The sequence below is a fragment of the Priestia sp. YIM B13552 genome, from assembly GCF_042787775.1.
In the GTDB taxonomy this organism is placed as follows: Bacteria; Bacillota; Bacilli; order Bacillales; family Bacillaceae_H; genus Priestia; species Priestia megaterium_E.
The window spans coordinates 243,905-257,111 of sequence record NZ_JBHZOU010000005.1 but is presented as its reverse complement, the minus strand read 5'-3'; the positions used below and the strand labels follow the sequence as shown (position 1 = coordinate 257,111).

Below are 13,207 nucleotides of genomic sequence, written 5' to 3'. Positions count from 1 at the left end.
CAAACTCGTTCGGGTTTTTTTGTTATTGTGATGAACGTAGGTTTCGTTTATGTGGGTGGGTGCTTCTAGCGGTTGATTGGAGGGCAGGGCGAAGACTCCTGCGGGAAAAGCGGAATAGGTGAGACCCCGCAGGAACATAAGTGACGAGGAGGCTCACCGGCCGCCCGCGGAAATCAACAGCGGTGTAGCAAGTGACCTATACTAGCTCTTTTCTCCAATTTGCTCGCCTGTAGATTGAATTGCTTTAGTTGTGTCTCACTCTCTTTTTAGAGTTCCGAAGCAGGTATTAATCTCTCCAAAGCTGAATAACTCTTATGACTAATAATGCTGCTAAATTTAATTGGTTGAGATCTTATTAAACGCAAAAGGGGAGAAAGATATGTTTGAAGAAAAGGTAGGTATTATTACGGGTGGAACGTCGGGGATTGGTTTAGCAACAGCGGAATTACTCGCAAAAGAGGGCATGCATGTTGTGATCGCTTCTAGAAATAGTGAAAAAGGAGAAGAAGCTCTTTCTAGATTAAGAAAGTGGTCTCCTCGATCTCTTTTTATCAAAACCGATGTAACGAATAGTCAAGATGTTAAAAACCTTGTTAGCCAAACATACTCTACATTTGGAAAAATTGACGTGGGCTTTAACAATGCGGCTAACACAGAGGCGTCCTCTAGTGCTACGCATGAATTCAAAGAAGAAGACTTTGACCATTTGATCAACGTTACGTTAAAAAGTGTATGGCTTTGTATGAAGTATCAGCTGCAGGTAATGACCAAACAAAACAGCGGTGTAATTGTAAATACATCATCAATGGATGCGATTTTATGTTCAGCGGGGACTGGCGTATATGCGGCTGGGAAAAGCGGTGTGATCGCTTTAACGAAATCAGTTGCTCAAGAATATGGCCATCAAAATATAAGAATTAACTCTTTTTGTCCAGGCGCATTTCGTACGCCTATGTTAGAAGAAAGATTTTCAGACCTATCTTCAGAGGAAAAAGCAAAGCTCAATGAATCCTATCAAAAGCTAAACGCGCTAGGCAGAATTGGTGATCCGCTTGAAGCGGCAAAAGCAGTAAAGTGGCTTCTTTCGGATGACGCTTCTTTTGTTACGGGTCAAAATATTATTGTAGATGGTGGAATTGGGTTTAGGTTTGAGTAAGATTAATGAAATAAAAAGGTATTTAAGGGGGTGTGTATGTCTTTTATTCTAACTAATTGTATGGCCATTAGTATAATGTTTGTGATACTACTTTTTGTAAGTATCGTATGTAACAAAAGAATAGCTGCTCTTTTTAGTTCCTTAGTTACTGTATTATTCGGTTTATTTTTACTTTTTTACGCTTTTGCCAACGTAAGCGGGTTTGATGCTCTAGACATTCAAATAAAAGGTTTGATGATTATCGGAGAAGGTTTGATCTTACTCGTTATTACAAGTGTATTCATTTCCGTCCAAGAGGCAAAAAAGAAAACTCTCTAAAGTCAGAAATAAAATAGCTGCTAAAGGCGGTGGTGGAATGGCAATTGGAGTTGCATTACTTGTTTTAGTATTAGGTCTGATGTTTGCAAGCGGACTAAGCCAAGGAAAATCAGCAAAAAGAAAATATATAGTGTGGGGAACAACAACCATATTGATTATAGCTCCATTCTTTTCATGGGCCGTTTCAATTTTGTTTGCGGTTAGCCAGGAAGAAGGGTTTGCAGGAGTTGCATCAATGATGTTATTGTTTCCGTTTTTCTTTTTAATAGGACTTGTTACGCTGTTAATCGGAATCTTTAAAAAAGAGAGTGTGAATAAATCTGTTTAGGAATAGGGGGAGAGCTATCAAAAGTTCAACTGATGGTAATATTCCTTCAAAATAAATAAAGTGAAATCTGTAATCTATTAATAAAAATGCCATTTTGAGTTAATTGAATTAAAATAGTGATAAAGCTAACCCTACTAAGTTAGCTTTATCACTTCATGGCGTTTTTCGATTTTCTCGATTTCTTTTTTTATCTTTTAATAATGCTTGCTTATTTTCTTTTACCAGCTCTTCGAATGATTTTCTTTGTTTAAACAAACTAACACTTCTTTCTGACTATCGTGTTTTTGAATCATGAAGGTAAACGTACTGTTATTTATCCTCGGCATTAAAATGAAACGATTTCTCAGATTTTTGCGATAACGACGGTAGCTAAAGAGTTTCCTACGACATTTAATGCTGAACGACCCATGTCTACAAAGAAATCAACTGCTAATAACAAAGCGACGCCTTCTGCAGGTAAGCCAATTTCTTTAGCAGCAGCCAACAGCACAACTATGACAGCTGAAGGGACGCCTGCTAATCCTTTCGTCATAAGCATTAATAAACCAATGATCACAACAATTTGTTCAAGACTAAGAGGTAGGTTATATACATTGGCAAGAAAGATAATAGCTACACTGATATAGATGCTAGCTCCATCTAGATTAAAAGAGTAGCCGGTTGGTAATACAAACGAAGTGACAGAACGTGACACTCCGAACTTTTCTAATCGATGAATGAGCAGCGGCATAGAAGCCTCTGAACTGCGCGTTGTAAACGTTAATAAAATTAAATCTGCCGTTCTTTTTAACAGTTCTTTATAAGGGATACGGAAAATAAGTGCGATAATCGGAAACACCACAAATGCCGTAATAGCAAAAGATAAATACGTAATACCTACAAATTGACCTAAAGAAAGCAAGCTGCCAATCCCGTATTTAGCCACGCTAAAAGAAATAAATCCAAATACGCCAACTGGAGCAAATGATACCGCGTATTCGACTACTTTGAACATCGCTTGTAACCATGCTTCAAAGAATGTAATAACCGGTTTGGCTTTCTCCTCAAGTGATGTAAGAGCTAATCCTACAAAAATGCCGAAGAAAATAATCGGCAACAGCTTTCCTTGTGCCATTGCTTCTACGATATTACTTGGAATAATACTTAAGAAAAACTCTCCAAAGTCGATGCCTTTTGCCAGGTTTCCTAACGAAGAAGTATCCACTGCACCTACATGCATATGTCCACCTACATTTGTTACTTTAGCAATGAGTATTCCTAGTATAATCAATACTGTAGTCACAATCTCAAAATAGAGAAGAGTTTTAAATGCTACTCGTCCCAGCTTTTTTGTATCATGCATCCCCGTTATTCCTAATACAATCAGTGGGAAAACAAGAGGGACAATGACCATTTGAATAAGCTGGATAAACGCTTTTCCTAGTATCTCTAACTTCAAACCAACTTCTTTACTAACGTATCCCACGATCAATCCAAGAATTAATCCAATAATTACTTGTACTCCTAAATTAAGTTTAAATTTCTTTTTTGCAGCCATCTGTCTAATTCTCCTTGTAGTGTAGTATTGTTTATGTTTTAGTAACTTTTAAGAATTAGACAAGTACAAATACTTTTATTGCGTTTACTCACTACCGAAAGTGCATTCACCTTAACTACCTCCTTCAAATATCTTTTTACATACTAAAACAATTATTCCTATAAGTAAAGTGTGAATTTCGTTTATTTTTTACGTTTTTATCTAAAATTACTGGGATTAATTCTAAAAAAAGTAATATAAATAAAGACGAAAAAAGCACAAAAACCCCAATTTAATAGGGTTTATGTGTTTTTATTAATGACTAATAACATGATGGAGATATCATACCTTATAATTCTGATAAAAATACTATAAATTATATTTTATATATGGTATTATGTTTACAGAATTTAAAGGAGTGTGTATGATGCCGTTTAGTTATGTTTCTCACTTATATTGTCCTAAATGTAAAAAAGAATATAGTCCAAAAGAAAAACATCAATTATGTGAATGTGGCTCACCTTTATTAGTAGCGTATGATTTAGAGAGATTGAAAGCTAACCTGACTCCAGAAGCTGTTCAAAGCAGAGAACCAAATTTATGGAGATATCATGAATTGCTTCCAGTAGAAGATCCTAAAAACGTCGTTTCCTTAGGTGAAGGCATGACGCCGCTTATAAAAATGCCTAAGCTAGGTAAAGAAATGGACATTCCAAACTTATATATGAAAGATGAAGGCATTATTCCAACGGGATCATTTAAAGCTAGAGGCGCCGCTGTAGGGGTGTCAAAAGCAAAAGAACTGGGCGTTGAACAGTTAGCGATGCCTACGAATGGGAACGCCGGAGCCGCTTGGTCGCTTTATTCGTCACGCGCTGACATAAAAGCAACCGTTGTAATGCCAAAAGATGCGCCTGTTATTACACGAAATGAGTGTGCTGTCGCTGGAGCTGACCTTTACTTAGTAGATGGACTTATTAGCGATGCGGGTAAAATTGTCGGTGAGGCTATTAAAGCCTGGGGTCTTTATGATGCTTCTACGCTTAAAGAGCCGTACCGAATCGAAGGTAAAAAAACAATGGGACTGGAAATTGCTGAACAGTTTTCTTGGAATCTCCCTGATGTGATTTTATATCCAACAGGAGGAGGGGTTGGTTTAATCGGCATCTATAAAGCGTTAAATGAATTAAAAGAGCTTGGCTGGATTAAAGGTGATCTTCCTCGTTTAGTTGCGGTACAAGCTGAAAACTGTGCGCCTATTGTAAAAGCATGGAATGAAAGAAAACAAGAATCTGAATTTTGGCCGGATTCTTCAACCATTGCCTTTGGGATTAACGTACCAAAAGCAATCGGAGACTTTCTTGTTTTAGAAGCTGTATACAATACAAATGGATGCGCGATTGCGGTCGACGAAGATAAAATTGTGGAAGAACAAAAAAAGGTTGCACAGCTTGAAGGTTCGTTCATTTGTCCGGAAGGCGCTGCTACATTTCTAGCTGCACGCCGTTTACGAGAAGAAGGATGGATCAAAGAAAACGAAACGGTTGTGGCTTTAAATACAGGGCTTGGAGTTAAATATCCAAACACGGTAGATATTGAAGTCCCTGTTTTAGAGCGAAATGGCAGCCTTACTAAAAAATAAAGCAAGTAAAAAAATAGATCTTCTTCTAAGCGAAGGTCTATTTTTTTATGTTAACGCAGATAAAACGTTTACTAAATGTAAAAAAATGTAATAAGTGTGAATCTTTATGTTCAAAACTATACGGGTGTATTTAGGTTTAAAGTTCGTCTTATGGGGTATCTAAGAGAAGAAAGAGAGTATCTTTCTATCCGGAAAAACAGCGTGGTGAGGGAGTGGAGCTGGCATATTACGCAAGTTGAAGAATATGCCAAAAGTAGCACTATAAACCAGCCTGCTTTTACAGTAGAAAACTTACTTGAAGCCACGAATGATTATACGGAGAAAGGAGTTGAATTTTTATCCCTCGAATCCCAGCCAACTCTTAAAGTTTTATTCTATGGACCGAATCATCCATTGCTGCACTTGTTAGAACGAGCTTTATATTTATTTTAAGGCTACATAATTTTTGTAATAGAAACAGGGTATCTATTACAAAAATAAAGCTTATATCTAATGGGTTGTAACAATAATTGTCAGATAACCTGAGTGGAAATTGCTACCAATAACATTGTGAATGCGCTATCTTTAACAACAAGTTACTATTTCAGCGACTGTAATTCCATCGAAAACGATCCCTATTTTAGGTGAAAATCGTTTTTTAAATAGCAATAAATTGTACGTTGAAATAAAAAAAGTTTATTTTGGTTTTAATTCATTTATTTGTTAGCGTTCCTTCCTCAGCATTTTTTGGCTTCAATCCCTTTAGCCATAACCTTTTTTAATATTTAACATCACATGAATAGTTTTTGTTTTTTACTTAAAAATAAAGAGAGTTACAACACATTTAAGTGTGAAATACAGTAAGTCAAATTTGACTTTACTACTCAGTCTTGTATAATCGTATACCGCGGAGGTGACGTAATGAAATGAAGTTTAATAAGAAAAAAATTAACGTCGTAGATATTGACAAAGCTAAAAAAAGCGTCTTTGCTACAGGAGTAGGAAACGCGATGGAATGGTTTGACTTTGGCTTGTACTCATATTTAGCCGTAATTATTAGTCAAAACTTTTTTAGCGCAGTTGAAAATGATCAGCTCAAATTAGTGTTCACATTTGCTACATTTGCGATTGCCTTTTTAATGCGTCCATTAGGCGGTGTTATATTCGGTAGAATTGGGGACAAGTTAGGAAGGAAAGTCGTTTTAACCACCACCATTATTTTAATGGCCTTTTCCACGTTACTCATTGGGTTATTACCTACATATGATCAAATCGGTATATGGGCACCCATCCTTTTATTAATTGCACGAATCATTCAAGGTTTTTCAACTGGTGGTGAATATGCTGGTGCGATGGTGTATATTGCAGAATCGTCTCCAGATAATAAGCGAAATGTGCTTGGAAGTGGACTAGAAATCGGTACACTTGTTGGTTATATTCTTGCTTCACTGCTAGCTAGCTTACTATTTTTTATTCTGTCGGATAAACAAATGGCCTCATGGGGCTGGAGAATTCCCTTCTTATTAGGATTGCCTTTAGGACTTATTGGTTTTTATTTACGAAGAAGTTTAGGGGAAACACCTATTTTTGAAAATGAACTTTCCAATGAAGACGAAGTTGAAGAAGAAAGCTTCCTCTCTATTTTAAAAAATCACAAAAAAGATGTGTTTGTTTGTTTCGTAGCCGTGGCTTTCTTTAACATCACAAACTATATGCTATTATCGTACATGCCTTCTTATTTGAATGAAATTATTGGTTTATCAAACACAGTTGGTACGGTATTAATTACGGCAGTTATGATTTTAATGGTGCCGCTTGCTCTTATGTTTGGAAAACTGAGCGACAAAATCGGAAACAAGAAAGTTTTCTTAATCGGTTTAGGCGGATTGAGCTTACTGTCAGCCTTTTCGTTCTATTTAATCAACTTAAATGGTTTAGTATTTGTTTCAATCGGTATTCTTATTCTAGGTGTTTTACTTGCTACGTATGAAGGAACAATGCCAGGAACGCTGCCAACAATGTTCTACACAGATATTCGCTACCGTACATTAGCGATCACGTTTAATGTTTCAGTTTCTATCTTTGGTGGAACGACGCCATTGGTTGCGACATGGTTAGTTCACGCAACGGGCAATCACTTGGCTCCAGCGTTCTATTTAACGATTGTGAGCATCATTGGATTCTTCGTAATCTTGTTCCTGTTTGCGAACACGGCAGGAAAATCACTCAAAGGTTCATACCCAACGGTTGCTTCTAAATCTGAATACAATGAAGCCGTTGAAAATCCAAAAGATTCATTATGGTGGCACACAGAGCAAACAGAAAAATAAAGTAAATAAACAGCAGCTGCATTAACTGCTGCGCAAAATATGAACACTTAAAAAGAGCCTTCTCCTTGTATCGCATAGAGAAGGCTCTTTTTATCATTCAATCATTTATCCCATTCCCTGTATTTGCTATCTTTGATTCTGTATGTTACGATTAAGTTAATTATTTTTGTTCGGTATAAGATTGAGAGAAGAGAAATGTCTTCCATAGAATTTTTTATCTTAAGATAGTATGGTTGGACAAGGGTAGTAATACAAGCGTGGAGTATTCCACACCAGGAGGCAACAATTATGGAACAAGGTACAGTGAAATGGTTTAATGCAGACAAAGGCTTCGGCTTTATCGAAATTGAAGGAGGAGACGATGTATTCGTACATTTCAGCTCTATTCAAGGTGAAGGCTTTAAATCATTAGAAGAAGGTCAAAAAGTAACGTTTGACATCGAACAAGGCCAACGTGGAGCACAAGCTGCTAACGTTCATAAAGTAGCATAATTAAAACTAAAAAAGACTCCACATAGGGGTCTTTTTGCTTTGGATTTTAATAATTTAAAAAGATTACGTAAAAAATAAGTAGAGACATTGGAGACAGAATGCTATCAATGCAAAGCTACCTATATGTAAAATCCCGTGTCCCAAAAAATAGAAAAAACCCCCTTATGGTTATAGAACTGTATACTTTAGGAGTACATATACGCCTGAAGGTCTCAAAAATAACTATCCTTCGCTGGATTAACACATTATATTTCCCGATAAATAAAGTTAAAAATTTGATTATTTTTGATACGAGAGAGGATGAGGAATATGAGTATAAGCTTATTTTCCAATGGAGAAATTGTAAATATAAAAGCATCTAATGAAAAAGTGATCATCTTAAAAAGCCATTACGTAAAAAATATGAAAAGATACTCTTATACAGTGGATAAATATCCAAGTACGTTTTTCTTTGAAGAAGAATTAATGAAACATGAATAAATATTGATTTATAGTTTGGATTTTGCCTATACTGTGCTATACTGAATTTACCATTTGTATTACCGATTACTATTTTTGTATTAATAAGCCCTATTCCTCGGTGGATAGGGTTTTATTATGACATTTTCAAGGAAATGAAAAAGACAGACTCCATGGAGTCTGTCTTTTTATATTTATGATGGATTACGCTTTTTGAACGTTAGAAGCTTGAGGGCCGCGTTGACCTTGTTCTACGTCAAATGTAACTGCTTGACCTTCGTCTAAAGATTTGAAGCCTTCGCTTTGGATTGCTGAGAAATGTACAAATACATCGTCTCCGTTTTCGCGTTCGATGAATCCAAAACCTTTTTCTGCGTTAAACCATTTTACTTTACCTTGTTCCATAATTGTTGCCTCCTAGTGTGACACGCACACATTGTATTACTATCCTTGCTCAAATCTATAGACGAAAGTTATGTAACTTATCAATCTTTGCCGAACAAAAATAATTCTTCTTAAACTTAACAGAAATAGGGACTTATTGCAAGGGTAGAGTCTGTACAGCTACAATTTCTCTTTTATCTATGTTTGCACTATGTGAGCTAAAAAACGATACGTAAGCCTCCTTAGTTCAAATAAAGAGAATGTTTGTGGTACACTTAAATAGTAAAAAACATTTAAAAGTGAGGAATTATATGAACACAACTAAAAAACATCACAGGCCTAAGCGGCTAAAAATTGCTTTCCGAGCATTAATGGTCATTATCGGAGGAATTATTGCAGCTTACGGCTTAGAAACTGTCTTAATTCCAAACCATGTTTCAGATGGAGGGGTAACAGGCATTAGCATCGTTGCTTCAAACCTATTTGGCTTGCCACTTGGGGTTCTCATCGCCGTTATCAACATTCCTTTTGTATGGTTAGGATATCAACAAATCGGTAAAAGTTTTGCCATCTTTTCAATCCTCGGAATCGTTTCATTAGCTGTCGGTACAAGCCTCATGCATCACACTCCAGCGATTATTGAAGGAGATACACTACTCGTAACCGTTGTCGGCGGTATTATCCTTGGGTTTGGAATGGGAATTGCACTTCGTAACGGCGGGGCCTTAGATGGCATCGATATGCTGGCCGTGCTGCTTTCTCGAAAACTGCCGTTTGGAACAAGTGATCTTATTTTGTTCTTAAATGCATTTGTATTTATTTTCGTTTCATTAGTATTTGGTCTGCAAGGCGCGATTCTTTCTGCAATTGCATACTTTATTGCATCCAAAGTTATTCACATCGTAGAGGTAGGGCTAAGCGGATCGAAAACCTTCCAGATTATCACTTCTCAGCCTGCGTTAATGGTAGAGACAATACGTGATCGTTTAGGTCGAAGCGCTACATACAAAGAAGCTTACGGCGGTTATTCTCATGAAAAATTTAAGGAAATCACATGCGTAATCAACCGTTTGGAAGAAAGTAAAATGAAAGAAATTATCAATGAAATTGACCCAACGGCTTTTGTTACGGTATATGACGTAGCGGAAGTTAAAGGCGGTAATTTCAGAAAGAATAATATTCATTAAGTTCACCAATCACTACATTTGTACGAACACTCTGCAATAATCCACTTTTAGGTTGGGGTGTATAGATAAGAAAAGCAGCGTGATGTTTTACATCCGCTGCTTTTTTATATCGCAAAATCCGCTTGCTTAGCGGAGAGCTTTAAAACCGGATATGCTAAAAAAGTGAAACGGTCAGAATTAAGGTGGATAAGGTATCAGCAGACATTAATATGATGATTTTTCTCTTCATCCAACAAATCCAACAGAAAAAATCTCTGAACATAAAAGAACAGAGATTCAACAGAATGATGATTCTTATATAATACAAAGGATGACTTTTCCTGTCTCAGAAAGGTCATTTTTATTGTAACACCAGCAAGGTCTTAACGCTGTGAGATATCTCACAGCTAGGAAGGAAAAAATCTGTTATTGTGTAGAAGTCGGAGTAAACTTTCTTGATTATGTGCGCTTCTTTCATATGTATCGAACCTGCTGACTGAGATCAGCAGGTTTTTTTTATAGTATCACTTTCTCTATGAGGTAAGGGAAAAAACCGGGAAATCTTTATAGACAAATAGACTTTATACCATTTTACCTATACGTAAAATAGGTTAAAATAAAGAGGTGAGGCATGGAGAGAAAAGAGTTAAATAAGAGGTGCGTAACATTATAATCACAATTTATCTTAAAGGGTTATAACGGTGATTATACTAAATGGTGAACGTTGAAAGGGGATACATAGTTTTGAACACAAAATATCTAGATTTACTTGCACAAAAGTATGATACGGAAGAAAAAGTGGTAACCGAAATTATTAACCTTGAAGCTATTCTTCATCTGCCAAAGGGGACCGAGCATTTTGTCAGTGATTTACACGGCGAATATCAAGCCTTTCAGCACGTGCTGCGAAATGGTTCAGGAAATGTAAAAGAGAAAATCAAAGACCTTTTTAAAGATGTATTATCTGACAAAGAAATCAATGAATTTGCGACATTAGTGTATTACCCTGAAGAAAAATTACCGTTGATTAAAGCACAGTTTCGAAACAAAAAGGAACTCTATCAATGGTATACAGAAATCATTGATCGTATGCTTAATCTCATTTCGTACGCTTCTTCTAAATACACGCGTTCTAAACTGCGTAAAGCATTGCCGGATCAATTTGTGTACATTATTGAAGAACTGCTATATAAAACGGATGAATTTACAAATAAAGAACAGTACTATACAAAGATTGTTCAGCAGATTATTTCTCTAGGACAAGCCGATAAGCTTATTATAGGCCTTGCTTATACGACGCAAAGGTTGGTTGTGGACCATCTGCACGTAGTAGGGGACATTTATGACCGTGGACCTGAGCCGGATAAAATTATGGATACGCTCATTAATTATCACTCCGTTGATATTCAGTGGGGAAATCACGATGTGCTGTGGCTAGGCGCTTTTGCGGGTTCAAAAGTGTGCTTAGCTAATATTATTCGTATCTGCGCGAGATACGACAATCTAGATATTATTGAAGACGTATATGGCATTAACCTGAGACCGCTGCTTAACTTGGCGGAGAAATATTATGATGATAATCCTGCTTTTAGACCAAAAGTAAGCTCGAGCGACAAACTATCCGATCACGAGCGACTGCAAATTACGAAAATTCATCAGGCCATTGCGATGATTCAGTTCAAGCTTGAAAGTCCGATTATAAAAAGACGTCCTTTCTTTAATATGTCAGAAAGGCTGTTGCTTGAAAAAATTGATTATGATAAAAATGAAATTACGATATACGGAAACACGTATCCGCTAGAAAACAGCTGCTTTGCAACGGTTAATCCGGCGCAGCCTGATCAGCTATTAGAAGAAGAAGAGCAGGTAATGGAAAGACTGCTGCTTTCTGTACAGCATTCGGAAAAACTGGCGAGACATATGAAGTTTCTGATGAAAAAAGGCAGCCTTTATTTAAAATACAACGGAAACTTATTAATACACGGCTGCATTCCTTTAGATGAAGAAGGAAACATGGAGAAAATGACGATTGAAGATAAAACGTATGCAGGCCGCAACTTGCTTGATGTGTTTGAACATTATTTGCAAGAGGCTTTTGCCCATCCTGAAGAAACAGATGATTTGGCAACAGATATGGTCTGGTACCTATGGACGGGAGAATATTCATCGCTTTTCGGGAAACGTGCAATGACGACGTTTGAAAGATATTTTATAAGTGATAAAACAACGCATAAAGAGAAGAAGAATCCATACTACTATTTACGGGAAAATGAGGAAGTCTGCCAAAACATCCTCGCAGAATTTAAATTAAATCCTGATCATGGTCATATTATCAATGGGCATACGCCAGTCAAAGAAATTGAAGGGGAAAACCCGGTCAAAGCAAATGGAAAGATGATTGTTATTGACGGCGGTTTTTCAAAAGCATATCAGTCTACAACAGGGATTGCTGGATATACATTATTATATAATTCTTACGGCATGCAGCTAGTCGCTCATAAACACTTTAATTCAAAAGAAGAGATTTTATTAGAAGGAACGGACGTCTTATCCGTAAAGCGATTGGTTGACAAAGAACTAGAAAGAAAAATGGTTTTAGAAACAAACGTCGGAGAAGAATTGTTAAAAGAAATTTCTATTTTAAAAGATTTAAGAAAATATCGCTATAGTTAAAGACAAAAAAAGAGCAGTATGCCTCTGGGGCTTCTGCTCTTTTTTATTTAGCGGTGCTACACCGTCATTTCCCAGCTCGACATTTCCAGCCAGTGCTCTTGTTCACGATAATCGGGCATGATTTTCCCGACAAGGCGCCAAAAAGACCGGTCATGGTTCATGTGAACCATATGGCACATTTCATGAACGACTACGTAATCAATGACGTGCTGAGGTGCCATTGCCAGCCGCCAGTTAAAAGTTAGCTGACGCTTGGAATCACACGTGCCCCACGCTTTTTTGCTATCGGAAATCGAAATGGAGCGCGGCTTTGTTTTAAAATGTTTTTGATAGGAGGAGATACTCTTGGTTACTAGCGCTTTACATTGTTGATAGTAAAAGCGTTTGAGCGCTTGTTTTATCGCTTCATCGTCGTGCTGATTGACATAAATCTGAAGCGTGTTCGCTTCAAACACTACAGAATCCTTTGTAATGGTCGAATCGTGATGAATCTGTATGGGATAGTTTTTTCCTACATACAAAAAGCGTTCTCCGTGTTCATAGACTTTTTTCTTTGGTCCATGCGTTCTATCTTTCATTTCGTTTATTTTTTGCTGAATCAATGCCCAGTTGTTCTCTAATAACATACGTACTTGTTCAGTAGAGGTTCCTTTAGGAGCAAGGACTTCGACCGTTCCGTATCCATCTACTTTAATCGCAAAAGAACTTCGGTTTTTATATCGTATTTCATAATGGATACTCTGATTTGAAAAAGTGTGTATCAT

The 13,207-nt window shown here is 36.9% G+C and carries 14 protein-coding genes; 10 read left to right on the top strand and 4 right to left on the bottom strand.

Annotation, left to right across the window (positions count from 1 at the left end):
- The first annotated feature begins 379 nt into the window (after nucleotides 1-379).
- From ACFX40_RS20570 to ACFX40_RS20560, 3 genes are read left to right on the top strand one after another with little or no spacing between them, the layout of a single operon-like run.
- Nucleotides 380-1,156 carry an SDR family NAD(P)-dependent oxidoreductase gene (locus tag ACFX40_RS20570; RefSeq protein ID WP_377256076.1) on the top strand — a complete coding sequence of 259 codons (777 nt, stop codon included), beginning with the start codon at nucleotides 380-382 and terminating at the stop codon, nucleotides 1,154-1,156.
- Between the two features lie 36 nt (nucleotides 1,157-1,192).
- A complete protein-coding gene (locus ACFX40_RS20565; RefSeq protein ID WP_235593551.1) occupies nucleotides 1,193-1,474 on the top strand; it encodes a hypothetical protein in 282 nt (93 codons plus the stop codon).
- Between the two features lie 37 nt (nucleotides 1,475-1,511).
- Complete coding sequence (locus ACFX40_RS20560; RefSeq protein WP_098247974.1) at nucleotides 1,512-1,802, top strand: hypothetical protein; 291 nt, start codon at nucleotides 1,512-1,514, stop codon at nucleotides 1,800-1,802.
- A 153-nt stretch (nucleotides 1,803-1,955) separates the two neighbouring features.
- On the opposite strand, the gene ACFX40_RS20555 is transcribed toward ACFX40_RS20560, so the two are convergent.
- Both ACFX40_RS20555 and ACFX40_RS20550 read right to left on the bottom strand, forming a co-directional pair.
- A complete protein-coding gene (locus ACFX40_RS20555; protein ID WP_377256073.1) occupies nucleotides 1,956-2,057 on the bottom strand; it encodes an FbpB family small basic protein in 102 nt (33 codons plus the stop codon).
- Nucleotides 2,058-2,145: 88 nt separating this feature from the next.
- Nucleotides 2,146-3,339 carry a dicarboxylate/amino acid:cation symporter gene (locus ACFX40_RS20550; RefSeq protein ID WP_377256070.1) on the bottom strand — a complete coding sequence of 398 codons (1,194 nt, stop codon included), beginning with the start codon at nucleotides 3,337-3,339 and terminating at the stop codon, nucleotides 2,146-2,148.
- A 406-nt stretch (nucleotides 3,340-3,745) separates the two neighbouring features.
- Here ACFX40_RS20550 and ACFX40_RS20545 point away from each other — a divergent pair, with 406 nt between their 5' ends.
- From ACFX40_RS20545 to ACFX40_RS20525, 5 genes are all read left to right on the top strand, one after another.
- Complete coding sequence (locus tag ACFX40_RS20545) at nucleotides 3,746-4,960, top strand: threonine synthase (RefSeq protein ID WP_377256209.1); 1,215 nt, start codon at nucleotides 3,746-3,748, stop codon at nucleotides 4,958-4,960.
- Nucleotides 4,961-5,110: 150 nt separating this feature from the next.
- The gene (locus tag ACFX40_RS20540; protein ID WP_098332735.1) at nucleotides 5,111-5,392 is read left to right on the top strand and encodes a hypothetical protein; all 282 of its coding nucleotides are present in this window, start codon (nucleotides 5,111-5,113) and stop codon (nucleotides 5,390-5,392) included.
- A gap of 473 nt (nucleotides 5,393-5,865) precedes the next feature.
- On the top strand, nucleotides 5,866-7,269 hold the full coding sequence (locus ACFX40_RS20535) for an MFS transporter (protein WP_013084113.1): 1,404 nt from the start codon (nucleotides 5,866-5,868) through the stop codon (nucleotides 7,267-7,269).
- Between the two features lie 288 nt (nucleotides 7,270-7,557).
- The gene (locus ACFX40_RS20530) at nucleotides 7,558-7,761 is read left to right on the top strand and encodes a cold-shock protein (RefSeq protein WP_013056405.1); all 204 of its coding nucleotides are present in this window, start codon (nucleotides 7,558-7,560) and stop codon (nucleotides 7,759-7,761) included.
- Between the two features lie 309 nt (nucleotides 7,762-8,070).
- Complete coding sequence (locus tag ACFX40_RS20525; RefSeq protein ID WP_169305199.1) at nucleotides 8,071-8,241, top strand: hypothetical protein; 171 nt, start codon at nucleotides 8,071-8,073, stop codon at nucleotides 8,239-8,241.
- Nucleotides 8,242-8,424: 183 nt separating this feature from the next.
- Here ACFX40_RS20525 and ACFX40_RS20520 read toward each other — a convergent pair whose 3' ends face one another.
- Nucleotides 8,425-8,625, bottom strand: coding sequence for a cold-shock protein (locus ACFX40_RS20520; RefSeq protein ID WP_013058096.1), 201 nt, complete (start codon nucleotides 8,623-8,625; stop codon nucleotides 8,425-8,427).
- A gap of 290 nt (nucleotides 8,626-8,915) precedes the next feature.
- On the opposite strand from ACFX40_RS20520, the gene ACFX40_RS20515 reads away from it, so the two are divergent.
- Nucleotides 8,916-9,791, top strand: coding sequence for a YitT family protein (locus tag ACFX40_RS20515; protein ID WP_013058095.1), 876 nt, complete (start codon nucleotides 8,916-8,918; stop codon nucleotides 9,789-9,791).
- Between the two features lie 723 nt (nucleotides 9,792-10,514).
- Nucleotides 10,515-12,443, top strand: coding sequence for a fructose-1,6-bisphosphatase (gene fbp / locus ACFX40_RS20510; protein WP_098334306.1), 1,929 nt, complete (start codon nucleotides 10,515-10,517; stop codon nucleotides 12,441-12,443).
- A gap of 56 nt (nucleotides 12,444-12,499) precedes the next feature.
- On the opposite strand, the gene ACFX40_RS20505 is transcribed toward fbp, so the two are convergent.
- Nucleotides 12,500-13,207: a M48 family metallopeptidase gene (locus tag ACFX40_RS20505; protein ID WP_028409418.1), complete on the bottom strand. Its 708-nt coding sequence runs from the start codon at nucleotides 13,205-13,207 to the stop codon at nucleotides 12,500-12,502.